General features: G+C 60.8%; 23 protein-coding genes and 1 tRNA gene. 12 read left to right on the top strand and 12 right to left on the bottom strand.

Translation table 11 applies throughout. The features are described from left to right. The first annotated feature begins 128 nt into the window (after window positions 1-128). The 12 genes from PBR20603_RS14805 (at window position 129) to PBR20603_RS14860 (ending at window position 11,191) form a co-directional block, all read left to right on the top strand. Complete coding sequence (locus tag PBR20603_RS14805; RefSeq protein ID WP_246174695.1) at window positions 129-1,769, top strand: ShlB/FhaC/HecB family hemolysin secretion/activation protein; 1,641 nt, start codon at window positions 129-131, stop codon at window positions 1,767-1,769. A gap of 391 nt (window positions 1,770-2,160) precedes the next feature. After that, window positions 2,161-2,508 carry an ArsR/SmtB family transcription factor gene (locus tag PBR20603_RS14810; protein ID WP_150560276.1) on the top strand — a complete coding sequence of 116 codons (348 nt, stop codon included), beginning with the start codon at window positions 2,161-2,163 and terminating at the stop codon, window positions 2,506-2,508. A 157-nt stretch (window positions 2,509-2,665) separates the two neighbouring features. Beyond that, complete coding sequence (gene soxC / locus PBR20603_RS14815; protein ID WP_150560277.1) at window positions 2,666-4,033, top strand: sulfite dehydrogenase; 1,368 nt, start codon at window positions 2,666-2,668, stop codon at window positions 4,031-4,033. Further along, window positions 4,017-5,246 carry a c-type cytochrome gene (locus PBR20603_RS14820; protein ID WP_150560278.1) on the top strand — a complete coding sequence of 410 codons (1,230 nt, stop codon included), beginning with the start codon at window positions 4,017-4,019 and terminating at the stop codon, window positions 5,244-5,246. Before soxC ends, PBR20603_RS14820 begins: the two co-directional genes overlap by 17 nt. Window positions 5,247-5,328: 82 nt before the next feature. Continuing rightward, window positions 5,329-5,658 carry a c-type cytochrome gene (locus tag PBR20603_RS14825; RefSeq protein WP_150560279.1) on the top strand — a complete coding sequence of 110 codons (330 nt, stop codon included), beginning with the start codon at window positions 5,329-5,331 and terminating at the stop codon, window positions 5,656-5,658. Window positions 5,659-5,793: 135 nt separating this feature from the next. Next, window positions 5,794-6,261, top strand: a complete 468-nt coding sequence (soxY, locus tag PBR20603_RS14830) for a thiosulfate oxidation carrier protein SoxY (protein ID WP_150560280.1) — start codon at window positions 5,794-5,796, stop codon at window positions 6,259-6,261. Window positions 6,262-6,294: 33 nt separating this feature from the next. Next, complete coding sequence (gene soxZ / locus PBR20603_RS14835; protein ID WP_150560281.1) at window positions 6,295-6,606, top strand: thiosulfate oxidation carrier complex protein SoxZ; 312 nt, start codon at window positions 6,295-6,297, stop codon at window positions 6,604-6,606. Window positions 6,607-6,691: 85 nt separating this feature from the next. Further along, window positions 6,692-7,564, top strand: a complete 873-nt coding sequence (soxA, locus tag PBR20603_RS14840; RefSeq protein WP_246174697.1) for a sulfur oxidation c-type cytochrome SoxA — start codon at window positions 6,692-6,694, stop codon at window positions 7,562-7,564. Between the two features lie 19 nt (window positions 7,565-7,583). Beyond that, window positions 7,584-8,234, top strand: coding sequence for a sulfur oxidation c-type cytochrome SoxX (soxX, locus tag PBR20603_RS14845; RefSeq protein ID WP_150560282.1), 651 nt, complete (start codon window positions 7,584-7,586; stop codon window positions 8,232-8,234). 70 nt (window positions 8,235-8,304) lie between these two features. Further along, on the top strand, window positions 8,305-9,039 hold the full coding sequence (locus PBR20603_RS14850) for a TlpA family protein disulfide reductase (protein WP_425495818.1): 735 nt from the start codon (window positions 8,305-8,307) through the stop codon (window positions 9,037-9,039). A gap of 235 nt (window positions 9,040-9,274) precedes the next feature. Beyond that, window positions 9,275-10,984 carry a thiosulfohydrolase SoxB gene (gene soxB / locus PBR20603_RS14855; protein ID WP_150560283.1) on the top strand — a complete coding sequence of 570 codons (1,710 nt, stop codon included), beginning with the start codon at window positions 9,275-9,277 and terminating at the stop codon, window positions 10,982-10,984. A 131-nt stretch (window positions 10,985-11,115) separates the two neighbouring features. Beyond that, window positions 11,116-11,191 (top strand) — tRNA-Ala (locus PBR20603_RS14860). A gap of 123 nt (window positions 11,192-11,314) precedes the next feature. Here PBR20603_RS14860 and PBR20603_RS14865 read toward each other — a convergent pair. The 12 genes from PBR20603_RS14865 to PBR20603_RS14920 all read right to left on the bottom strand — a co-directional run bounded on the left by PBR20603_RS14865 (window position 11,315) and on the right by PBR20603_RS14920 (window position 24,187). Next, window positions 11,315-12,082, bottom strand: a complete 768-nt coding sequence (locus PBR20603_RS14865; protein WP_150560284.1) for a glycosyltransferase family 2 protein — start codon at window positions 12,080-12,082, stop codon at window positions 11,315-11,317. Window positions 12,083-12,102: 20 nt separating this feature from the next. Next, window positions 12,103-13,143 (bottom strand): glycosyltransferase family protein, encoded by a 1,041-nt coding sequence (locus tag PBR20603_RS14870; protein ID WP_150560285.1) that lies wholly within the window; start codon window positions 13,141-13,143, stop codon window positions 12,103-12,105. Continuing rightward, the gene (locus PBR20603_RS14875; RefSeq protein ID WP_150560286.1) at window positions 13,140-14,291 is read right to left on the bottom strand and encodes a CgeB family protein; all 1,152 of its coding nucleotides are present in this window, start codon (window positions 14,289-14,291) and stop codon (window positions 13,140-13,142) included. Before PBR20603_RS14875 ends, PBR20603_RS14870 begins: the two co-directional genes overlap by 4 nt. Then, window positions 14,288-15,940: a hypothetical protein gene (locus PBR20603_RS14880; protein ID WP_150560287.1), complete on the bottom strand. Its 1,653-nt coding sequence runs from the start codon at window positions 15,938-15,940 to the stop codon at window positions 14,288-14,290. Before PBR20603_RS14880 ends, PBR20603_RS14875 begins: the two co-directional genes overlap by 4 nt. 31 nt (window positions 15,941-15,971) lie before the next feature. Further along, window positions 15,972-16,676, bottom strand: coding sequence for a pseudaminic acid cytidylyltransferase (gene pseF / locus PBR20603_RS14885; RefSeq protein ID WP_150560288.1), 705 nt, complete (start codon window positions 16,674-16,676; stop codon window positions 15,972-15,974). Then, window positions 16,673-17,818 (bottom strand): UDP-4-amino-4,6-dideoxy-N-acetyl-beta-L-altrosamine transaminase, encoded by a 1,146-nt coding sequence (pseC, locus tag PBR20603_RS14890; RefSeq protein ID WP_150560289.1) that lies wholly within the window; start codon window positions 17,816-17,818, stop codon window positions 16,673-16,675. Before pseC ends, pseF begins: the two co-directional genes overlap by 4 nt. After that, window positions 17,815-18,816, bottom strand: a complete 1,002-nt coding sequence (pseB, locus tag PBR20603_RS14895) for a UDP-N-acetylglucosamine 4,6-dehydratase (inverting) (RefSeq protein ID WP_150560290.1) — start codon at window positions 18,814-18,816, stop codon at window positions 17,815-17,817. Before pseB ends, pseC begins: the two co-directional genes overlap by 4 nt. Before the next feature lie 39 nt (window positions 18,817-18,855). Then, window positions 18,856-19,944, bottom strand: coding sequence for a DegT/DnrJ/EryC1/StrS family aminotransferase (locus PBR20603_RS14900; protein ID WP_150560291.1), 1,089 nt, complete (start codon window positions 19,942-19,944; stop codon window positions 18,856-18,858). After that, complete coding sequence (locus PBR20603_RS14905; protein WP_150560292.1) at window positions 19,941-20,312, bottom strand: sugar 3,4-ketoisomerase; 372 nt, start codon at window positions 20,310-20,312, stop codon at window positions 19,941-19,943. Before PBR20603_RS14905 ends, PBR20603_RS14900 begins: the two co-directional genes overlap by 4 nt. Beyond that, the gene (locus PBR20603_RS14910) at window positions 20,309-21,295 is read right to left on the bottom strand and encodes a GDP-L-fucose synthase family protein (protein ID WP_425495819.1); all 987 of its coding nucleotides are present in this window, start codon (window positions 21,293-21,295) and stop codon (window positions 20,309-20,311) included. The genes PBR20603_RS14905 and PBR20603_RS14910 overlap by 4 nt, the downstream gene beginning before the upstream one ends. Further along, window positions 21,292-22,377: a GDP-mannose 4,6-dehydratase gene (gene gmd / locus PBR20603_RS14915; protein ID WP_150560294.1), complete on the bottom strand. Its 1,086-nt coding sequence runs from the start codon at window positions 22,375-22,377 to the stop codon at window positions 21,292-21,294. The genes PBR20603_RS14910 and gmd overlap by 4 nt, the downstream gene beginning before the upstream one ends. A 508-nt stretch (window positions 22,378-22,885) precedes the next feature. Then, window positions 22,886-24,187, bottom strand: coding sequence for an O-antigen ligase family protein (locus tag PBR20603_RS14920; RefSeq protein ID WP_150560295.1), 1,302 nt, complete (start codon window positions 24,185-24,187; stop codon window positions 22,886-22,888). Between the last annotated feature and the right edge of the window lie 281 nt (window positions 24,188-24,468).

Consider the following 24,468-nt stretch of genomic DNA (forward strand, 5'->3'; position numbering starts at 1 on the left):
GGATGGCGCATCGCCAGGGAGAGTCCCGTCTTGCGTCACGCGTCACGCGTGGGGGCTCGGGCAAGTCTGTTCGCAACCGTAAAATCGTCGTTCAAGTCGTTGCCGTATCGCTGTCAGCCATCAGCCTGTTGAGTGCGCAACAAGCCTGGGCCGATGCCAGCCCGGTGCGCGGCGATCCGCTGCAGAGTCTTCCGAAGATCGAGGCACCCAAGGCGCCGGCCGCCACCCTCCACATTCAGGCGCCGACGCAGGAAGACGCGCTCAAGTCGCTGCTCGCCCGCAAGATAACGCCCCAGCGTTTCGGCATCGAAGGCGTCAAGTCGCTGCCGTTCGAATCGGTGGCCGGGCTTTTCGCGCCGATGGCGGGCAAGGAAGTGACCATTGGCGATCTGGTCGAGAAGGCCAATCAGGTCACGAAGATGTATCAGGACGCGGGCTACCTGCTGTCCTTCGCGTTCGTCCCGGCCCAGGATTTCAACGATGGCTTCGTGCGCGTGACCATCGTCGAAGGCTATATCTCGAGCACGAAAATCACCGGCAAACCGGGGCCTTCGGAGCAGCGCCTGCATGACATCGCCGCGCATATCGAAGCGGAACGACCGCTCAAGCGCGCGACGTTCGAGCGTTACCTGAACCTGCTCACGCTCGTACCCGGCATGAAGATCAAGGCCGACGTGCAGCCACCCACGCAGACCGACGGCGCGACCGAACTTTCGCTGGACGTGTCGCGCCAGCCCGTGGCGTTGGGCACGTCGCTCTCGTATAACAACCCCGGCATTCGCGGCGTGTTTACGGTGACGAGCAACGCGCTCACGCCGCTCGGCGAGCAGATTCAACTCACGGCCATCGCCCCGAAGGGGCATAACGACGAAGAGTTCTATGCGGCGTCGTACATCCAGCCGCTGGGCTCGAACGGCCTTCAGGCGCGCATCGATGCGTCGCACTATCGCGGCCAGCCGGACGATCAGGCGCTTGCCGGACTCACGCGGCATCTCGATACCAAGCGGCTCGCAGTGAGCATGTCGTACCCGATTCTGCTGAACAATCAGCGCAGCCTGACGGTCAGCGGTGGCATGTACGGCGTGAATTCGCGTGATCGCTACGAAGTGCCGAATTCGCCGAACAACATCAATTCGCAGACGAACGTGCGCGCGGGGCAAGTGCAACTTGCGTACAACGAAGTCACCGACAAACAGACCCGCAGCGCCACACTGGGGGTGTTCAAGGGCTTCAACGGGATGGGCGCGAGCCAGTCCTATACGACGCAGCCCGCGGGCGTGGCGCAAATACTCGGCCCCTACGATCTGGCTTTCTGGCGCTTCACCTTCGATGGCAAGCAAGGCGTTGTCCTGCCGTGGGAATTCGGTGTCATCGTCTCGGCCGGCGCACAGTACAGCAGCAACACGCTGCCCACGTCCGAGCAGGCAACGTTCGGCGGCCAGCGCTTCGGCCTCGGCTATCCGGCGGGCGAAATCGCCGGGGACAAAGGCTGGGGGGCGTCGATCGAGCTGAACCGGATGTTCCGCACGGATTTCCGCTTTCTCAAGACCATCCAGCCGTATCTAATGCTCGATACCGCTCGCGTCTACATGAACTACGGGCAGTTGTTTCACAACCAGCTCGCCTCTATCGGCCTGGGTGTCCGGATATCTGACAGCAAGTACTACTCGCTCGACCTGTCGGTAGCCAAACCGATGGCCGACGCCCCGACCAACTCGCCGAACCGGCCGCTGCGGTTCAACGCGAACTGGTCGTATCAATTCGAGTGAGGCGGGGCCGACGCCCCGCGTCATTCCCCTCTCCAAGGGACGCAGTACGCTGAATACGTTGCTCCGGCGTGCCGTCCCCTGTCACTTTTCTTATCGGGTTTTTCCCTGATGTCTCAATCCGCCGTGTCGTCATGCATATCGCTGCGTCTGCCAGCGGGCGTGGCGTTGCACGTGCTGCAATCGTATGCGGCGTCTCGCGCTATATCCGGACGTATACACGGAAATGCGTTTCGCGGACGCGAAAATCCGGCCGTCCGGCGAGATGCATCGGGGTCCGACATGTTGCAGTGCAGCTTGCTTCTGTCGCCCGTTATTTTGATTATCCGTATATGCGTATGTGGGCATATACGGCATTTTCAGTGCCTTCACACGAACTCAAAGACTGACCGTCATGGAAGAACTCGATCGCGTATTCGAAAAGGTGTCGCACTACTTCAGCCTGCTCTCCGAGCCGACCCGGTTACGGATTCTGCACGCGCTGTGCGGCGGCGAGCGCTCGGTGAACGAGGTCGTGACGCAAGTGGGTTCGTCGCAGACGAACGTATCGCGGCATCTCGGGGCGATGTATCAGGCGGGTGTGCTGGCGCGCCGTCGCGACGGGAATCAGGTGTATTACACGATCGCAGATACCGGGGTGGTCGAGATCTGTCGCGCCGTGTGCGTGCAGGTCGCCGGCCGAATCGAGGAGGAGGCCCTGCCGGAGCGTGCCGTCGATGGCTTCATGCCGCGCGCGAACTGAGGCACGCCGCAGGCCGTTGTGAAACCGTAGCACCGCAGCAATGCAAGACCCGTAAGACAGCGCGGCAACGAGACCGCGTCCATCAGCTCGAACAAAAGCGGTAAGCCGCCAGTGTCTTCGCGATGCTGGCGGCGCCACAAAACGCGAGGAGACAGGGGTGAGCAAGACCAGCGATAGCACATCGCGAGCCGGCCGTTTGCGTCGCGCTCCGGAGAATTTCGTCGACAGCACCCTCGCCGTCGATATCGCCCGCGACGGGTTGAACCCCACACGACGCAGCTTCCTGCAACGCAGCTTTCTGGCCGCCGGTGCTGCACTCGCGGGCGGTGCTGCCTTTGCCGCCGACGCGCCGGCCGACGCCGGAGACCCGATGATTCTCGAGCCGCGTCCCTGGGCCACGTCGCTGGGCCAGCCGGTCGCAGCACGTCCGTACGGCGTGCCGTCGAAGTACGAAGCGAACCTGCAACGCCGTCAGTCGCCGGGTCTCACGCAGACGGCACAGGCCTCGGTCGCCTTTGCTCCGCTACAGGGTCTGTTCGGCATCATCACGCCGAGCGGCCTGCACTTCGAGCGTCACCATCAGGGCTGGCAGGAGATCGATCCCACACAGCATCGCCTGATGGTGCATGGCCTCGTGCGCGAAGCGAAGGTGTACACGATGGACGACATCATGCGTCTGCCTTCGGTGTCGCGCATGCACTTCATCGAATGCGGCGCGAACACCGGCATGGAGTGGGGCAACGCGGCGGTGCCGACCGTTCAGTACACGCACGGCATGCTGTCGTGCTGCGAATTCACAGGGGTGCCGCTGTCCGTGCTGCTCGACGACGTGGGCGCCGACACCAAGCGGGGCCAGTTCGTGCTTGCCGAAGGCGGTGACGGTTCCGGCATGACCCGCACCATCTCGATGGAGGCGGCGCTCTCGGATGTGCTCGTCGCCTGGGGCATGAATGGCGAAATGCTGCGCCCCGAAAACGGCTATCCGCTGCGCCTGGTCGTGCCCGGCGTGCAAGGGGTGTCGTGGGTGAAATGGCTGCGCCGCATCAAAGTGGGCGATGCGCCGTGGAATACCAAGGATGAGACCAGTCACTACGTCGACCTGATGCCGGACGGTCAGCATCGCCAATACACCTCGATTCAGGAGTGCAAGTCGGTCATCACGTCGCCCTCGGGGGGGCAGGCGCTGCTCGATCGCGGCTATTTCAACGTGACCGGCCTCGCCTGGTCGGGCCGTGGGCGCATCAAACGCGTCGACGTCTCGACCGACGGCGGAAAGTCCTGGCGCGCGGCGAGGATCGAGTCGCCCGTGCTGCCGAAGTGCCTCACGCGTTTCAACTTCGACTGGCAGTGGGACGGCTCGCCTGCGTTGCTGCAAAGCCGCGCCGTCGACGAGACAGGCTTCGTGCAGCCTCGCTATCGGCAGCTACGTGAGGTGCGTGGCACCAAGTCGATTTATCACAACAACGCTATCCAGACGTGGCAGGTGGCGGCAAGCGGGGAGGTGACCAATGTTCACGTCGATTGAACGCAAGTCGCCCCGCAATAGGCGACGTCGCGCACAGGCGGTGGCCATCGCCGCACTCTGGGCCGGTGCATTGACGCTCGCCGGGCTGACCGTCGCAGCGTGGCTCTCGGCGTCGGCGAAGGCGGCCCCGGCCAATGTGTCCCAACCCGTGCAGACGGCATCGTCGGCACCCGCCAGGGTGAAAGCACCTTCCGGGATCGGCCGCGACGCCACCCCGGCCGAACTGAGTGCCTGGGACATCGATGTGCGTCCCGATTTCAAGGGGTTGCCAAAGGGGCAGGGTTCGGTCGCCGACGGCCAGAAGCTGTTCGACGCGCGTTGTGCGTCGTGTCACGGCACGTTCGGCGAGAGCAACGAGGTGTTCAACCCGCTCGTGGGCGGCACCACGGCCGATGACATCAAGACGGGTCATGTGGCGTCGCTGCGCGCGAACAATCAGCCGGTGCGCACCACGCTCATGAAGGTCGACACGATCTCGACGATATGGGATTACATCCGTCGCGCCATGCCGTGGAATGCGCCGCGCTCGCTCACGCCGGACGAGGTATATGCGGTCACGGCCTATATCCTGAATCTCGGCGAGATCGTGCCGGCCGACTTCGTGCTGTCCGACAAGAACATCGCCGACGTGCAGAAAAGTATGCCCAACCGCAACGGCATGACGCGTGCGCACGGCATGTGGCGCGTGGGCGACAAACCGGATACTCATAACAAGGCGTGTATGCAGGATTGTCCTGAGGCTGGTATCGTGACGTCCGCACTCCCTGCGTACGCCCGCGACGCACATGGGGATCTGGCCGCGCAGAACCGGGTCATCGGACCGGTGCGCGGTGTCGATACGAAGCTGCCGCCGCTGTCGGGCACTGCCGCGCAAAATGCGTCGGTGCGCAAGACGGCGGCTCTCGTCACGCTTGGCATGACGAGTCCGGACGCGCCGGCCCAAACCGCCGCTGTGACGTCACCGGCAGCAACGCTTGCGGACAAGAACGGTTGTCTGGCCTGTCACGGCGTGACCGACAAGAAGATCGGGCCCGCCTTCTCGGAGGTCGCCACCAAGTACCATGGGCAGTCGGATGCGACTGAAAAACTGGTGGCGAAGATACGTGCCGGAGGTGCCGGTAACTGGGGCAGCATGCCAATGCCGCCTCAGGCACAGGTCGCCGAAACCGACGTCCGCACGATGGTCGACTGGATTCTCCGTGGTGCACATTGAGCGGGCAGGGTGTCCGACGGATGCGCCAGGGTTCTCAGGCCGCCGCAGGACCCCGTCCCCTACACAAATCGAAGGAGATACGATGAAGAAGATGCTGATCGCTGCGGCCATGCTGGCCGGCGCCTCGCTGGCGCATGCCGGTGTCGACGTTGCAGCGGCGACCAAGCTCGCGGGTGCCAACGCCTGTATGGGTTGCCACGCCGTCGACAAGAAGCTCGTTGGCCCGTCTTATCAGGAAGTCGCCGCCAAGTACAAGGGCGACAAGGATGCCTTGGCCAAGCTGGTGAAGAAAGTGAAGGGCGGCGGTTCGGGCGTCTGGGGTCCGATCCCGATGCCGGCGCACCCGAACCTGTCGGATGCCGACGCCAAGATCCTCGTTGAGTGGGTCCTGGCCGGCGCCCCGGCGAAGTAAGGCCGGGGCAGGGGGCTCGCTGGCAGGCCGTCATGCGGTATTGGGCGGCAGGCCGGGCGAGCGAACGGCGGCCGGTGCGTTCGGCGTATTGCGCGCGTTTCGCATCGGCGGCCTTCAGAGAGGAAACATACAGAGATGAACCAACAGCGACGCGACATGCTGCGGTTTTCCGCGGTAATGGGACTGGCGGTGGCCGCCGGGCTGATCAAGCCCGAAGAGGCGCGCGCGGCACAGGTGGAATGGAACAAGGCGGCGTTTGCGACCCGTAGCGTGGCCGATACGGTCAAGGCGCTCGGCGGCACGAGCGCGAGCCCCAGCGACCTGGTCGTGCTGACCGCCCCGGACATTGCCGAGAACGGTGCGGTCGTGCCGGTGGCGGTCACGAGCAAGGCGCCGAACACGCAATCGATCGCGATTCTGATCGAGAAGAATCCGAATACGCTCGCCGCGTCGTTCGATATTCCTGAGGGCACCGAGCCGTCGGTCACCACGCGCGTGAAGATGGGCCAGACCTCGAAGGTCTACGCGCTCGTCAAGGCGGATAACAAGTACCTCGTGGCCGAGAAGGAAATCAAGGTCACGCTGGGCGGTTGCGGCGGTTGAGCGGCGCATCGAAGAACGCTAGAGGAGCACAACATGGGTAATCCGATGCGCATTCGCGCAACCGAGGCCGGCGGTGTCGTCGAGGTCAAGGCGCTGATGAGCCACATCATGGAAACCGGTCAGCGCAAAGACGCTTCCGGTAACATCATCCCCGCACACTTCATCCAGACGGTCACGGTCACCTGCAACGGCAAGACGGTGCTGACGGCCGAATGGGGTCCGGCGGTTTCGAAAGACCCGTTCATGTCGTTCAAGTTCAAGGGCGGCAAAAAGGGCGACAAGGTCACGGTGACGTGGACCGACAACAAGGGCGACTCGCGTACCGACGAGGCGACCGTCGCCTGACGGGGTGAATGCCGGGGGTGCGCGGTGGCGCTGGCGGGGACCTTCTCCGTTGTGCGCCGAACAACCCCACAACGAGGAGAGTCAGATGCTTGAGGCGCAACATAGCGCACGGGTGAGCACCCCACGTCACGCAGCATGGCTGCGCCGGACTGTGCTCGGCGGCATGCTCGCCATCGCGGGAGCCAGCGCCCCCGTAGCCACCGTCTACGCTGCCGATAGCTCGACGGCCGACGCCATCGCGCAATACCGTGAGATGCTCGCGGACGGCAACCCGGCAGAGCTGATCGAAATGCGCGGCGAAGCCCTCTGGAAGACACCGCGCGGGCCGAACAACGTGTCGCTCGCCCAGTGCGATCTGGGCCTGGGGCCAGGCGTCGTCAAGGACGTCTACGCCCAACTGCCGCGTTACTTCCCCGATACGAAACGTGTGCTCGACGCCGAGTCGCGCATCGTCGAATGCATGGTGAATCTGCAGGGCTTCAAGCGGGCAGACGTCATCAAGCAACCGTTCTCCAAGGAAGGTCAGGACCCGACCGATCTCGAGGCACTCACCGCCTATGTGGCCGGTCAGTCGCGCGGCGCAATCATTCATGTGCCGCAGTCGCGCAAGGAAGAGAAGGAAGCCTACGCGCGTGGCCAGAAGATTTTCTATTACCGCGCGGGTCCGTACGATTTCTCGTGCGCGTCGTGCCACGGGGCGGACGACAAGCGCATTCGCCTCCAGGATCTGCCGAACCTGACCAAACCCGCTGCGGCGCGTCAGGCGTTTGCGACGTGGCCGGGCTATCGAGTCTCGCAAGGCGCACTGCGCACGATCCAGTGGCGCATGTACGACTGCTTCCGTCAGCAGCGCATGCCGGAGCTGAATTACGGCTCGCAGGCGTCGATCGATCTGATTACCTTCCTCGGTGTGATGGCCAACGGCGGCAAGATGGACGCCCCCGGCCTGAAGCGCTGACCGACCACGAGGCACACCCATGACATCATTCGCATTGCGCGCGACGAGCGTCGCGCTGGCAGCGGCGGGGGCACTCGTCGTCGGCATGGCGTTCGCCCAGGGCGAGGGCACGAAGCTCGTCACCGGTACAACCGATGCGGCGGTCGTGCAGGAGCTGCGCGACTCGTTCCGCGCATCGGGCATTGCCCAGCTCGATCGCATCGATCAAAGCGAATTGCAGAAGTTGTGCACGCAGTATGCGGTCAAGCCGATGCCGGCGAAGATTGCGGAGCGTCTCCAAAAGGCCGAACTGGCGAACGTCAAGGCACCGGCCGACGGCAAGTATCTTGGCGACTGGAAGGAAGGCGAGAAGGTCGCACAGAACGGGCGCGGCATGCAGTTCACCGACAAGGCGGACACCGTCAATGGCGGCAACTGCTACGCGTGCCATCAGTTGACCAAGAGCGAGATCTCGTTCGGCAACATCGGACCGTCGCTGTACAACTACGGCAAGCTGCGCGGCGATTCGCCCGAGGTGCTCAAGTACACGTGGGCGAAGGTCTACGACTCGCATAGCTACATGGCGTGTTCGAACATGCCGCGCTTCGGTGCGGCGGGCATCCTGACGGAACAGCAGTTGAAGGACGTCATGGCGCTGTTGCTCGATCCGGCTTCGCCTGTGAACCAGTAAGTCATTGCCGTTGCGGCGCGCGACCCGGGATCTTTCCGATCGGGGTCGCAGCCGGCTTCCGGAGTGCTGCATGACATCCCTGAAATATCCGATACGGGCAGCTGATCTCAGCGGTCCGTCGCAACGTTCCCGCGTGCAGGGTTGGCGGCGAGGTGCGCGTGGGCTCGCCTCCGGCGCCGAGACCCCTGCTGCGCGCACAGCCTTCTGGCGAGTGGGTGCGCCATTGACGCTGAGTTCGGTGCGCGCCGCTGTCGACGTCTGCGCGGCGCTTCCAGCGCGCCAGATGGCACGACGCGCCGGTATCGCGGTGCTCAGGCGCATGAGGGCGGGAGTGGGCGTGGCGTTAGCCGTGGGGGCGACGGTTCTGGGTACACCGGTTCATGCGCTCGAGGTCGGTGATACGGTCACGCTGCCGTCGCTCACGTTGCTCGACGGCAAGACGCTGCCCGCCAGCGCGTTCAAGGACCGCACGGTGATCGTGGAGTACTGGGCGTCGTGGTGCCCGTTCTGCGCGCAGCAGAACCCGCATCTGCAAAAGCTATACGAGGCCACGCGCGGCAAACCAATTCAGATCGTCACGCTCTCGATCGACAAGAAGCCGCAGGAAGCCGTCGACTATCTGAAGGCGCATGGGTACACGTTCCCTGCCGGCATGGAGAACGACGCGTGGCAGGCGGCGCTGGGTAAGCGTCGCGGATTGCCGGAGCTGTATGTGATCGGGCGCAACGGCAAGGTGTTGCGCAAGGAAGTGGGCGAGATGTTCGGCGAGGATGTGGCGGCGCTCGCGGACTACGCGGGGAAATAACAACGTGACTCGGACGTGTGACTCGGCCCGCTGACTCAACGACGTGAGTCAGCGGGCCGAGTTAGCGGGTCGAGTCAGCGAAGGGGCGTGGCACGGTCGTCACGGAATCCACGCTGAACGGTCGCTGCACAATGGCCGTGACGAATGGGGGGCGCGATCCGAACCCGCCCCGACGGATCTCATCGAATAACGATAAATCAGGCGAGCCGCACGACGTGTGCGCTACGGAGACGAAATGAATCGACGCGAGTTCATGCAGGTGTTGGCGGTGGCGGCAGCCGGAGGGATGGCGCTGTCGCATCATGAGACGGCGGCGGCCAAGGCGGCTGCGGCGTTCTACGATCTGCCGAAGTTCGGTAACGTGCACCTGCTGCACTTCACCGACTGCCATGCGCAGTTGCTGCCGATTTACTTCCGTGAACCGAGCGTCAATCTGGGCATCGGGGATCAGGCCAACAAGCCGCCGCATCTCGTGGGTGAAGCGTTCCTCAAGGCGTATGGTCTGCGTCCCGGCACGCCTGATGCGTATGCATTCACCTACCTCGATTTCGCAGCGGCGACACGCACGTACGGCAAGGTCGGCGGGTTCGCGCATCTGGCCACGCTGGTCAAGCGCATGAAGGCGTCGCGCCCCGGTGCGTTGTTGCTCGATGGCGGCGATACCTGGCAAGGGTCCGGCACGGCCATGTGGACGAAGGGCCAGGACATGGTCGACGCCACGCTCGCGTTGGGCGTCGATGTCATGACGGCGCACTGGGAATTCACGTACGGGGCGGATCGCGTGAAGTCCGTGGTCGAGGAGCAACTCAAGGGCAAGATCGACTTCGTTGCGCAGAACGTGCAGACGAACGATTTCGGCGACCCGGTCTTCGCGCCCTATACGATCAAGACGATGAATGGCGTGCCGGTGGCGATCATCGGGCAGGCATTCCCATACACGCCGATCGCGAACCCGCGCTACTTCGTGCCGGATTGGACGTTCGGCATTCAGGAAGAACGCTTGCAGTCGATGGTCAACGAAGTGCGCGGCAAGGGCGCGCAGGTCGTGGTTGTGTTGTCGCACAACGGCATGGATGTGGATCTGAAGCTGGCGTCGCGCGTGCGCGGCATCGACGCGATCATGGGCGGCCACACGCACGATGGCGTGCCGAAGCCGGTCGTCGTGGAAAACGCTGGCGGCAAGACACTCGTCACCAATGCCGGGTCGAACGGCAAGTTCCTGGCGGTGCTCGACTTCGACGTGAAGGGCGGCAAGCCGGTGGATTTCCGCTACAAGTTGCTGCCGGTGTTCGCCAATCTGCTGCCTGCCGACGCGCAGATGCAGGCGCTCATCGAGCGCGTGCGTGCACCGTTTGCGGCGAAGCTGGCCGAGCCGCTGGCGGTGACGGAGGGCGTGCTGTACCGCCGGGGCAACTTCAACGGCACCTTCGACCAGTTGCTGCTCGATGCGGTGATGGCCGAGAAGGACGCCGAAATCGGCTTCTCCCCCGGATTCCGCTGGGGGACATCGCTACTGCCGGGCGCGACGATCACGATGGAGCAACTGCTTGACCAGACGGCAGTCACCTATCCGTATACGACGCTCACGCCGATGACCGGCGAGACGATCAAGACGGTGCTCGAAGACGTGGCCGATAATCTGTTCAACCCCGATCCGTACTACCAACAGGGCGGGGACATGGTGCGTGTGGGCGGGATGGATTACACGATTGATCCGATGGCCCCGATGGGGCAGCGCATCACGGAGATGCGTCTGAACGGCAAGCTGATCGAGGCGGGCAAGACGTACAAGGTAGCCGGCTGGGCACCGGTAGCCGAAGGCGCACAGGGCGAGCCGGTCTGGGACGTCGTGGCGCGATATCTCCGGGCCCAGAAAACGGTGGTCGCGAAAGCGCCGAAAGTCCCGTCCATCAAGGGGATGAAGGGGAATTGGGGGACGGCCTGAGGTTCGGGCTGCAGCCGAGAAGAGGGCGGGGCGTTGGCACCTCCGGTTTTTGCAGGGGAAACCGAAAACCCGAGCGTTTTTGTCGGCTGCTCGTTGTGCCCAAAAAAATCGCTATAATCGTTGCTTCGTGTGGGGCGGTAGCTCAGCTGGGAGAGCGTCGCGTTCGCAATGCGAAGGTCGGGAGTTCGATCCTCCTCCGCTCCACCAAATTTGACTCCGGCAGTGCGGCCGAGCTCTGCAAGTCCCCGCGCCCTACAAGGGGCGTCGGTTTATTTGCTTGCGAAATCTTGGCCTATCGCGCGCATCAGTTAGCAGCGTACGACTCGTCGCTTAACGGGCGCCTTTGAAAATGAACTGAGGGATTCGCGACAGGATCTTTCGCGCCATAAAGAACGGCGTCACAGGAATGCCGTTCTTACGGCACGCTAGATAGGCTTCCCAGTTGCCTTTTAGTACACCACGTACGCTGTTGTTGGACACACCGCCGGTACGCATCCGTACCCATACTCTCGGCGTGTAAGCCGTGGTGATGCGGTGGATATCAAGGAACCGCAGGCACAACTCGAAATCCGCTTGTCGGGGGAAAGCTAGGTCAAATCCGCCGAAAGCATCGAAAACGTGTTTGCGTACGTAAAACGTCGGGTGTGCGGGCATCCATCCCTTGGCGCATGTGCCGGGAATATACGGCCGGCTCTTCCAGTAGCGCACAATCGTGCTGCTGCGCAGATCGCTCACATAAACCAAATCCGCATAGCATGCTTCCACTTGGGGGCCGCCCTGCACATTGAAGGCATCGGCGATCTGCTGCACGACCGTTTCATCCGCGTACGCATCGTCGGAATTCAGGAAGCCGATCACGTCACCCGTTGCCAACTTCAGCCCCTTGTTCATGGCATCGTAGATGCCCTTGTCCGGGGCCGAATACACGCGCCGCCACGGTTGCGGAAACTGAGCGACGATATCCAGCGTGCCGTCCTTCGAGGCGCCATCGACGATGATGTGCTCGATGTGCGGATATCGTTGCGCGTCCACGGCTCGCAAGGTATCGGCGACCGTGGCGGCGCTGTTGTACGTGACGGTAATAATTGTGATTTTCATGAATGACTAACCTGCGCAAACTAGCGAACCTTGCTCATCAACGATTTGACACGTTCCTTCAGCCAGAACGGTGCGTAGTTGTTGACGAGTCGCCGAATGTACACCGGTAGCCACGGCTTCACGCCGTCTGAAAACCCTGGCGAAACTCGACGGATATTTGCTAGCGTCTCACCGATTGTGGTTTCGTAACGCTTATAGATCGACTCCGGCGCTGGTCGCTCCACGGTGTAGTAAGTGGAGAGGCGGTCGAATCGATTGCCACGCAATATCTGGAACTGGTGGAAGTGATAGAACACCAGAGGTGCGCCGTCCACCTGGATCTGTTGTTGCGCATTGACGCCGATTTCATAGCGAGCGTAGTTCCACGGCGCGACCCCCGCTCCCGAGTGCCGCAGAATGCAGACCGAGGGCCACATGTCCGGCCAGGCGTCGAGATACTTCTGATCGCCCATGCGGTTTTCTTCAAGGCGGTTGTAGCACCATTCGATGCACTGCTCGCGCCAGCGGTTAAGACACGCCATGCCGGTCTCGTCGCGCTTGAAGGTCACCCATTCGACGCAGAATCTCCCTTTCACATCGAGATGCTGCAAGCGCGGTATGAAGCGATGCTCGATGATCGCGACCGAGCTATCGCCGATTTCGTCGAGCAATGGCTGCACCGGCGAGTAGAAGTACAGATCGGCGTCAAGATAGGTGATGCAATCGATCTCGGGGTGCGCGTTCAGGACGTGCCAAGGCAGCGAAGGCGAAAGCGTCCAGCAATACTCGGCGACGCTGCGCTTGCTTTTGACTTCCAGCAGTTCGGGCGTTTCTAGTTCGGATAAATGAATCAATGACGCCACGCCCGGTAGCTGCATGCGACTTAAGATGGCATGTGTGTCGTCGTCCATGCAAAGGACATGGATTCGCGAGTCGGGACTGTGGGCGTACAACGAGGTTATCATTGCCACGCCTTTGATCAGGTAGTTCCTGTCAAAGAGCGTGCAGTAATGCGTGTGCGTCGTCGCAGAGGCAGAAGCTGGGGTGCGGCACTCTGCGGTGGTTTTCTGAAGTGTTGTCATGCGGCAGCCCGTCGGGCGGAAGGTCGCTTGAAATGCTTTTTCAGGATCGGCAGGAGTTCCGCCATGCGAAGCGCATAGGTGTGTTCCTTCAGCGTTCGTGCCTGACCGGCACGCGCGATTGCGTCGGCTTCGTCTGGGTGATCCTTGTAGTATCGGATCTTCTCCACGGCTTCCGCAGCGGTGCTGTACGTAATGATTTCCTTATCGATCTCGAAAAGTTCGCCGAGATTATCCTTCTTGTCGGTCAGCAATGCAGCGCCCACGCCGGTCGCTTCATACAGGCGCATATTGTTGGCGTTGTTCTCTGCGACATTGATGTGCCGATTCACGGTGACCCGGCTACGTGCTAGGGCGCGGTACATATCCATGCCCCATACCTCGCCGTGGTGCCGCTGGCGAATCGGCGAACTGGCCGGCAATTGCTCGGCGCCATAGCCGAAGAATGCAATATCGGTCGATTTCGCAAGCGTATCGAGCAGCGGGACCGCTTTCAGATGATGCCGGCTGATGCCGCCGACGAAACTGGAGTCGATGTCCTTCTGGACAGTTCCCAATAGTGACAGCACGCGGGTGTCGAAGCCGATTCGGAAGTACTCGGAGGCGCAACCCATTCCCCGCAGACGATCAACAAAGTGCGGGAACGACGTCAATATCAGATCATAGCCCTTGATGAATGAATCGGGTGGTAACGGCGCCGCAATCTGACCGACGATCAGGCCCACATCGGCCCTCAGTCTTTCCAGGATATGTCCTGGAAAGAAACTGATGTCCTGGCAGTAGAGAACATCTGGACGATAGGCGCGGATCTGTCCCAGCGCGATATCCATGAGTCCTGGCAGGCCGGCAAGCCAACTGCCGACGAGTGGTACGCGGAAGAACTTTGGCGGGACGCGCAGCGCCAACTCGCTGTATGCGACACCGTGTTCGCGCGCCCACGTGCGTTGCAGCCCGGCGCTGTTGGCGATGACGTCCTTGACCTCGCAGCCGAGTTCGCTCAGGTGCCGGGAATAGAAGTCGGATGTCCCGTAGCAGCCGTCGATCAGAGATTTATGCTGCGCGGCGTAGGATGCGCCTTGAAGGCCCGGGTGACGCGCATAATGCGCTGCCAGCATCCTCGCGTAGTACGTATCGATGATGCAGATTTTCATAGGATTCTCGATGCGCTTTCGTTGGGCTCGCCGGTGGTTTTCGTCGATACGGCGGCCCGGTTGCCTCTATGCTGGACAATGGCCAGAAATTCGTCGATCACTGCAGTGAAGCCTGGCAGTTCGCGCATGGTCCGGAAAGCGTCCTGCAGCTCCTGGGCTGACACCTCGTGGTCGTGGCTCAATTTCCAGGCGCGCACCATGGCGTCGCGCAACGCCAGAGCCTCAGGCGGCTGCGCGAGGTTGTGGCTGTAATAGAACTGGAGCGCCTGCTCGCGCAGGAGGACGGGGTCGACCGGCAATGTCAGCGCACGGCGAAGCAGCGAAGCGTATTCTTCGACACTTGTTGCGGTCTTGCAGATGTCGAACGCGACGTGCGGGTGGTGTGCACAGGCGATCGACGGCACGCCCAGATACGCCATTTCATGTCCGATCGTGCCGTAAACGGTAATCGCGCAGGCAATACCGGCATCGGCAAGCTGACGATTCGTCACGGCCGTCGGGATCAGTTGCAGGGATGGGTAACGCTCCCGAAGCTCGCGCAATACCAGTGCACTCGGCCCCACCTGATTCGGATGGGGTTTGACGAAAAACGGAATACCGCTTTCGGTTAGCGTGTCGATGGTGAAGCATGCCCATTGCCAGAAGTCCGGGAACACCATATTCCGATAGATGTGCGGACTATCAAAGAAGTCGTGCAAGAAGACGACCGCAGCGCCGCGGACATCCGGCACTGCCGCCCCGGTATCCTGATAGGCGGACTTGGCCATATAGGCCGTCGCCGTATCGACTCCGCCACTCAGGCGCAACGACAGGTTCCGCTCTGCGGCCGCCCGCCCTTCGGATGGATCGGGCTGGGCATAGTAGCGCTCTCGATAGTCGTCCGGATTGCGGGTGTGCACGATATCATGACGGTGCAGCCGCTTGGTGAACTCCTGGAGGTTGCCGAACGCGTGGACGGCGATGCCCTCGTCCAGCGCGACACGGGCCGGAACACCATGCTGAATGTAGGTGCTGTACGAGGTCAGGTAGAGCGCGGGCATTTCACGGCGGAAATACGCTCGTGCGCGGCGCACGCCGCGAAATGTCTGCCACAGCAGGTACCACAGAAACGTATCGCTCGTGTCCACTGTCTTGGCTGGCCGGAAGCGAAGATACGTGTCGTTGATTAGGTCGCCGACGAGGATGCCGTCGATACGCAGCGGCTTGAGCGTTTCGCCTCGCTTGATAGCACGCCATGCTTTCAGGCTGCGCGCGGCGTCCGTCAGATCGTTCAGGGGAGCGAACGATTGTGCATGAAAACCGAGGCCATTACAGAAGGTATCGTACATCTCGCGCCAGGGCGCGCTATGAAGTCGGTTGAGTGGGAACAAGGCGGGTAGCAGAGCTCGCGCGGAGTGCGTCATGCCGACGCGAATCGTGGCGAACACGTGCTGCTCGATACGTAATTCCGCGCGCTGGCGCAATGCCGAGCAGACGTTCCCCAACAGACAGAAGTAGTAGTCGTCGGACACCATCTCCACGACGATGTCGACAGGACGTGCCGAGGTACGCGCAAGTGGTCGTGTGCCGAATTGCTGTGCCAACTGGCGTGTACGTGGAAGCAGGAGGCGCTGACGAAGGAGTGCGGACAGGAAATTTCGTATCTTCATAGACGCTCGGTGCCACTGCGAACATCAATCATTACTGTGGTACCTCACCTGCAGTTTGCAAAGCGCGATACATAAACTCTGCGCGGCGCCAGTCCTCGAGCGTATCGATGTCCTGGACGAAATGGCGTGGCAGCACGACGGCCCGGGCGTCGGACGAATAGAGCACGACGTCGTTCAGAAACGCTTCGGCGCGTCCCCAGTAGAACTGACCGGCATCGTGAAACGTTTCTTCGAGGTCTTGGGAGCGCGTAAGGATATGCTCTGGCTCGCGCGCTCGCACTGCACCGCTTTCATCGATCAGCAGAGCACGCTGAATGGGAAACGCATAGCTCGTCACGGAGAAGGCGTAAGCACATCCATGCCGCTTGAGCAGCTCCAGACCCTGGAGAAGAAATTGCGGTTGCACGAAAGGTGCGGTCGCATAAATACAGCAAGCCACCGCGGCAGGCTGTCCTTGATCCTTCAACCATTGCAGAGCGTGCTTGACGACAGCGTTTGTGCCAGTGTGGTCGTCGGCGAGTGATTTGGGACGGACGAACGGTGTTTCCGCCCCATAGCGACGAGCCAAAGCGGCGAGTTCGGCATCGTCGGTGGATACCATAATGCGATCAAAAGCCCCGCTTGCCCGGGCCGCTTCAATGGAGTACGCGATAATCGGTTTGCCGAGGAACTCTCGCTCATTCTTGCGAGGGATCCGCTTGCTGCCGCCGCGCGCCGGGATAATGGCAACCTTCACAGCGCGTTCTCGAGAGCTGCCACGACCTGATCTTGCATGGACTCGGTCAAGTCGGGGTACATCGGCAGGCTTAGCGCGCCTGCGTAGTAGGCTTCGGCTTGCGGAAAGTCGCCTTCACGGAAGCCCAGTGCCTGATAGTACGGCTGCATATGGACGGGAATGTAGTGAACGTTCACCCCGATGCCCGCAGCACGCATTCCTTCGAAGACTGCACGCCGACGCTCGGTTGCATGCAGTCGTACCGGATACAGATGCAATGCAGAATACGCATCGGCCATGACGTCCTGAGGACTCAGCGGAAGATGGGCGAGCTTCTGTGCATAGCGACGAGCAATCTCGTGCCGGCGTGAGACGAATTCGTCCAGGCGCTTGATCTGGCTGAGGCCCAGCGAGGCCTGCAGTTCGGTCATGCGATAGTTGTAGCCGAGCGTCAACTGTTCATAATACCAAGGACCTTCGTCGGGGCGCGTCATATCGGCACGCTCCCGGGTGATCCCGTGGCTGCGATTAAGACGCATCTTCTCCGCGAGATCGGCGTGGCGTGTAGTCGCGAGCCCGCCCTCGGCTGTGGTGACGATCTTCACCGGGTGGAAGCTGAAGACGGTGATGTCGGCATCGTCCCCATGCCCCACCGGCTTGTCCCGATAGCGGCCACCGATCGCGTGCGAGGCATCTTCCAGTACCGCAAATCCGTATCGATCGCTCAGGGCGCGAATTGCGCGCATGTCGCAGGATAGTCCGGCGAATGCGACGGGCACTACCACCTTCGGCAACCTGCCGGCACGTTCGGCTTGCGCCAGCTTTTCAGCAAGCGATTGCACGCAGATGTTCCAGGTGCCAGGTGCGATGTCGACGAAATCGACATCGGCGCCGCAGAAACGTGCCGCATTGGCCGACGCAACGAAAGTGTTCGGCACCGTCCAAAGCAAGTCGCCAGGCCCGAGGCCGAGCGCCATGCAGGCAATGTGCAGCGCGGAGGTCGCGCTATTGACGGCGACTGCGTGTGCGACGCCGCAATATTCGGCGATCGACTTCTCAAATGCAGGTACCGCAGGCCCTTGCGTGAGAAAGTCCGACCGCAGCGTAGCAACAACCGCTGCGACGTCTTCATCCGAAATACTTTGCCTGCCGTACGGAATCATGCCATTGCCTTCGCGTTGAAATCGCGGATCTCTTCGCTGGTAAGGAAGTGAGGATTGTTGCCCGAGTTGTATTCGAAGCCGTGTGTGACCGGCTGTCCGGTCTCACCCAGCGCGTTGGTCGAATAGTCGAGGTCCGCGTGATGGAACTTGATGGTCGGACGCAGAACGTAGTGATCCGCAAACTCCAGCGTCAGGTGCGAGTCGTCCGCCGGGCACATGATTTCGTGCAGCTTTTCGCCGGGGCGGATGCCCACGATGCGGATCGAGAGGCCCGGTGCCATTGCTTCGACCAGATCCGTAATGCGAATCGACGGGATCTTTGGCACGAAGATCTCACCGCCATGCATGCGCGAGAAATTCTTCAGCACGAAGTTGACGCCGTCCTGCAGGCTAATCCAGAAACGCGTCATCTCGGCGTGAGTCACTGGCAAATGATCGGTCCCCTCGGCCAGTAGCTTCGCAAAGAATGGAACAACTGAGCCACGCGAGCCCACGACGTTGCCATAGCGCACCACGGCAAATTTGGGACCATCGCGGCCGGCCATGTTGTTGGCGGCAACGAACAACTTGTCTGACGCGAGCTTGGTCGCGCCGTACAAATTGATCGGATTAGCGGCTTTGTCAGTTGAGAGTGCGATGACTTTCTTGACGTTGCACGCAATGGCGGCCGAAATCACGTTCTCAGCGCCATGCACGTTCGTCTTGATGCACTCGAGCGGGTTGTATTCCGCGGCTGGCACTTGCTTCAGCGCCGCGGCATGAATGACGAAGTCGACATCGCGCATAGCTTGCTTCAGTCGTTCGCCATCGCGCACGTCGCCAATGAAATAACGCATGCAGGGCGCATCGAATTGCTGCTGCATTTCGAACTGCTTCAGTTCGTCGCGCGAATAAATGATCAGTCTGCGGGGCTTATAGCGCGACAGGATGGTTTGCACATACATCTTGCCGAACGACCCGGTGCCGCCGGTAATGAGAATTGATTTATCGTTGAACATGGTGCAAACGTTGATAATGAGCAATAAGAAGTCGGGAGTTCACGATTTGAACAACGCGACGGCGTCGCAAACCTGTTTGATGTCCCGAGGGGTGTGGCCATATGAGATCGGCAGGCTTAGCTGCGTCTGATGGAGTTCGTCTGCAATCGGGTAATTGCCGGTGAGCGTGCGCGCCATGGCTTCTTGCCGATGTGGAGGAATCGGATAATGAACCTCCGTCTTGACGCCGCAATCCAGTAAATGCTGACGCAATGCGTCGCGTTGTGGGTGGCGAATCGCGAATATATGGAAGACGTCGAATTCGTCGTCGCGAACCTGAGGCAACGTTACGCCACGCAGCGACCCGAAGTAGATTTCCGCGAGTCGCCGCTTATGCTCAGTCATCTCGTCGATATGCCGCAGCTTCACGCGCAGCATGGCCGCCTGCATTTCGTCGAGTCGCGAATTCAAACCGATATATTTATTGACGTATTTTTGCTTCGACCCGTAGTTGCGCAAGTGGCGCAACCGGTCGGCCAAATTGTCGTCGTCAGTGGTCACCGCACCAGCATCGCCCAACGCGCCGACGTTCTTCGTGGGGTAGAAGCTGAAGCAGCCGGCGTCGCTAAAGGTGCCGGTCATTCGCCCGGCCAGCCGCGCGCCGTGTGACTGCGCACAATCTTCGATGATTCGCAAGCCGTGGTCGGCGGCAAAAGCGCAGACTTCGTCCATGCGGCAGGTTTTGCCAAACAGGTGGGTCACGCAGATAGCACGTGTGGCGGGCGTGATGGCATCCACTAACCGGGGTGGGTCGATGTTGAACGTGCGCGCATCGGGCTCGACCAGTACCGGCCGGTGTCCTGCACGAACGATAGCCAGGATGGTCGCGATGTAGGTATTCGAGGCGACCAGAACGTCCGAACCGGGCGGCAGCGCCATCGCTTCGAGCGACAGCACCATGGCGTCCAGGCCGTTGGCTACACCGATGCAGTGTTTGGTGCCGACGTAGGCAGCGAATTCGGTCTCGAATGCGTTGACCTCAGGTCCGAGGACGTACCATCCCGAACGGACGACTCGCGAGGCCGCGGCTTCGAGCTCGTCGAGGAGTGCGGCGTTGGAGTGAGCTAGATTTTCGTACTCGATTGTCATCGATCGTAGCCTTCGTCAATGTAGTCGTCCGCATCGAACGGTTCGGACGCGATGACAAGCAGCACGGCTCCCGGGCCGAACTGCATTGTGTGCCAGTCTTCCGGCTCAACGATCAGGCACTGGCTGGGCGAAGCCAGCGTGACTTGGGCCTGATGCCGTCCGTCATCGAGATTGACAACCACTTGGCCGTGAACCGCGACCAGCGCCTGCCGGGTAACGCGGTGCCGATGTCCGCCGCGCAGTTGCCCGTCGCTTTCGTAAATCCAGTAAACGCGTTTCATGTCGAACGGCAAGGTGCCGTCGAGCACGGAAAGGCCACCGCGCACGTCACGGTGAGACTTCACTTGGATAACGCGAAATTCGCTCATGATTGATGTGTCAGAAAGTCTCGATAGGCCTGCGCCAATCCGTCGTCAAGGCTTGTCGAAGCACGCCAGCCGTAACCGCTCAGTCGTCCTACGTCGAGCAACTTGCGAGGCGTGCCGTCGGGCTTGTCGGCGTCGAACACGATGTTTCCTGTATAGCCCACCGTGCGCCTGACCAGTGCGGCAAGGTCGGCAATCGTCAGATCGACGCCGGTGCCCACGTTCACGAGCGGTGGCTCGAACACGCCGGTGGTGGCCTCGTCGCTTCCGAGCAGCGTATCGAAGCGCGTGTCCGGCAGTGTCATGAGGTGTACGCACGCGTCGGCCATATCGTCGCTGTATAGGAATTCGCGACGTGGCGTGCCTGTGCCCCACACGGTCACCGACTCGGCTCCCTGAACCTTCGCTTCGTGGAATTTGCGAAGCAGGGCCGGGATGACGTGACTGTTGGTGGGGTGATAATTGTCTCCTGGGCCGTACAGGTTGGTCGGCATGACCGCGAGATAGCGGGTGCCGAATTGCCGATTGTAGCTCCAGCACATCTCGATGCCGGCGATCTTTGCGAGCGCGTAGGCGCGGTTGGTCGGTTCCAGCGGGCCCGTCAGAAGGGCCGATTCGCGCATCGGCTGCTCGGCAAGACGCGGGTAGATGCACGAGGAGCCAAGGAACAACAACCGTTTAACGCCAGTTTGCCGTGCGCTCTCGATCACATTCGTCTGAATGGCGAGATTGTCACGGATAAAGTCACCGGGGAAGGTATGGTTGGCATGAATGCCTCCAACCTTCGCTGCTGCGAGGAATACGTAATCCGGTCGAGTTTCAGCAAAAAACTTGGCCACAGCGTGCTGGTCGCAAAGATCCAGCTCGGCGTGTCCACGCAGCAGCAGATTGTTGAAGCCGCGGTTTTGCAGGTTGCGCGTGAGCGCAGTACCCACCAGCCCACGGTGCCCGGCGACGAAGATCCTGTCGGCAAAGTTCATGGTCATGCGTGGTGATCATAGGTGGCATAGCCATGACGCTTGACGAGCTCGTCGCGCTTGGCGGCCTGAAGATCTTCGTGGACCATTTCCTTGACCAGTTCGTCAAGGCTGGTACCGGGCGTCCAGCCGAGCTTCTCGCGTGCCTTCGTGGCGTCGCCAAGCAAAGTCTCGACCTCGGTCGGCCGGAAATAGCGCGGATCCACTGCGACGCGTACCGCGCCGGTCTCGTCCACCCCCTTCTCGTCGACCCCCGTGCCTTGCCAGGTGAACTTAAGGCCAAGCTCTTTCGCGGCGGCATTGACGAAATCACGCACGCTGACCTGAACGCCGGTCGCGATAACGAAGTCTTCCGGCTCGTCCTGTTGGAGCATTAGCCACTGCGCCTCGACGTAATCGCGGGCGTGGCCCCAATCGCGCTTGGCGTTGAGGTTACCCAAATACAGGCAGTCCTGAAGTCCCAGCTTGATACGCGCAAGCGCTCGCGTGATCTTACGCGTCACGAAGGTTTCGCCGCGTTTGGGGCTTTCATGGTTGAACAGAATGCCGTTGCAGGCAAACATGCCGTAGGCTTCGCGGTAGTTCACCGTGATCCAGTAGGCATACAGTTTGGCCACGGCATAAGGACTGCGCGGATAAAACGGCGTGGTTTCTCGCTGCGGAATCTCCTGAACGAGGCCGTAGAGCTCCGAGGTCGACGCCTGATAGAAGCGGGTCTTCTTTTCCAGTCCGAGAATGCGGATGGCTTCTAGCACGCGCAAAGCCCCGAGGGCGTCCGAGTTCGCCGTATATTCCGGCTCTTCGAACGACACCGCGACGTGGCTCTGGGCTGCAAGGTTATAAATCTCGTCCGGCTGAACTTGCTGGATGATTCTGACGAGAGACGACGAATCCGTCAGGTCGCCATGGTGCAGAATGAGACGCCGTCCCGATTCATGCGGATCCTGGTAGAGATGGTCGATGCGGTGGGTGTTGAACATTGACGTCCGGCGCTTGATTCCGTGGACTTCATACCCCTTGCCCAGCAACAGTTCGGCGAGATAAGCACCGTCCTGGCCGGTAATTCCTGTAATCAACGCGATTTTGCCCATTGTGTACGTTCTAGCGGTCCTGTGAGTGCCTCCACGCCGTCGAACGGATTCGACGGACGTCTTCGTGGGAGACATACGATACTGGGTGCGGTTGCATCAGCGCTCGCGGGGCATTTCTGCAGATGCCGGACAGATACTGAGTCCGGGCTATCCGAGAAAACGCATTCAAGTTTCAGCGCACGCGGCTGCTTCTAACCAGACGATGCTGCTTTCGTCGAAATAGTCGCCCAATTGGAATATGTATGGCGCCAACGCGAAAACCCCCATTATAAACCACGCTTTTCGCGGGCTGGCGCCAATTCTGGAGGGGGCTTTCACCGTTTCCCTTGTCGGTCAAGCGGCGGGAAGTTGCGGCAAACCACAGCGAATCCCCGAACTCAATTCACGTTTCTGCAACAGCCGGCATCGTGGGAAATGCGAGTCAGGTTTCAGAGAAGGGCCAACGACATCGTCGGCCCTGCAGTTCGTAGCAGGAGATCGCCGCCGGTGCTGCGCCTGCGGTAGTTGTTTATTTTGTCAGATGCGGCCGATTGCGCGGGAATATGAAAGTCTCCAGGTTCCCGCGCTGCGGCACCCGGGGGCCCAGCGTATTGATCTCGACGCAGACGAATACGAAGAACCAGGCCAGGGTCAAAGGGCCGAAGAAATTCGCGGTCCCCTGAACCGGTTGCGTCATGCTGAACACGGCCAGCATCAAATAGAGCATGCGCGCCTCGACGGAGCGCAGCCAATGCCATGCCGCGAAGAGGAATCCGAACAGTGCCACCGTTCCCAGTCCGCCCCAGTTAGCGATCCACTGCAAGATCAGATTGTGTGCCTGCGTCACTGTACCGTCCGATGTGACGACACTTACCATGCCGCCGGCACCCACCCAGGAATTGCCCTTCTCGCTGCTCTTGATGATCTGCTGCGTAATTTCCAGTCGAGTGGAGTTGAACATTTCAAAGGGTTCCTGTCGACCAAAAATCTTCCAGCTCAGGGCTATAAGTCCGGTGACGACGATGATGATGGCAATCGACCGGAATTTTGCTTGCCATGACAAATCCGACGAAAAAACGTAGTAGCTGAACGCCATAGCGATCGAGATGATCGCGGCACGCGACTGCGCGAAATAGATCAGGATCAGCGTCACCGTCATTAGCGTCAGGTATGCCTTGCGCGGGGTCGCGGCACGACCGAACCACAGCAGTAGCGTAAACATGCCGCTCCACAGGCCGAATTCGATGCGGCTGGGCGAAAATCCGTGAAACGACCACTCGAAAGTGCTCAGAACCTCGGTCCGCACCCAGGGGAAGGCGAGAAAAACGATGGGAGCTACCACCCATGCCGCTAACGTCCAAGTCATCGCCTTTAGGAACACGCGGTGAAAGCGGGTGAGTTTTGCGCTGAAAATGAACACGACGAACACGGCTAGCGGAAAGAAGCAGGCTATTGCCGCACTCGACGCGGAGAACGTGTTGTTGACGAGTGAGCAAAGATAGGCTGCAAATACCACCAGGCTCCAAACTACAACGTTTCGATCCGTTCCTGCGGCTCTGGGGGCCAGGTTCACCGTCAGCAGAGTGATCAGGAGGAAGGTGACCGGGGTGACATATCGGGACAATGCGAGCCTGATCGCGCCAACCGGGTCCTGGCCGGGCGCCAGGGACGGGTAGAGCAATGTCGCGAAATTGAGCAGGACAATGATTCCGAATAGTACGGTCGAAAACTTGAATGCGAATGAGGCATTGCTGCCTGCTGCCGACGGTGGGGCATCATGGCTGCTAACTGAATCGGGTTGTTCGCGAAAATCGTGTGATGGCAAGGCCATATGGGGAAACTCCTCAGCGCTTTGGAGACCTATGTAGGCGGCGTGTGTGTAATAGTGTTCGGATTGGCCCTATGTTGAGTAGGCCATTTCGTCGCACGGCTTAGCTCATGAGTGACGCCCACCTCAGATGGAAGCTCCATCCGGTATGCTCGTTAATAGTGACGTACAGCCTGCAAAAAAGCCTGCCGCACGTCCGGTTTGCAGAGAAGTCGAGGCCGCAATCCCTACACGGCCCGCTTGTGCACACTCAGGTTCAGCCGAAAAAACTAGCACGAATATTG

The organism is Pandoraea bronchicola, assembly GCF_902459805.1.
Classification (GTDB): domain Bacteria; phylum Pseudomonadota; class Gammaproteobacteria; order Burkholderiales; family Burkholderiaceae; genus Pandoraea; species Pandoraea bronchicola.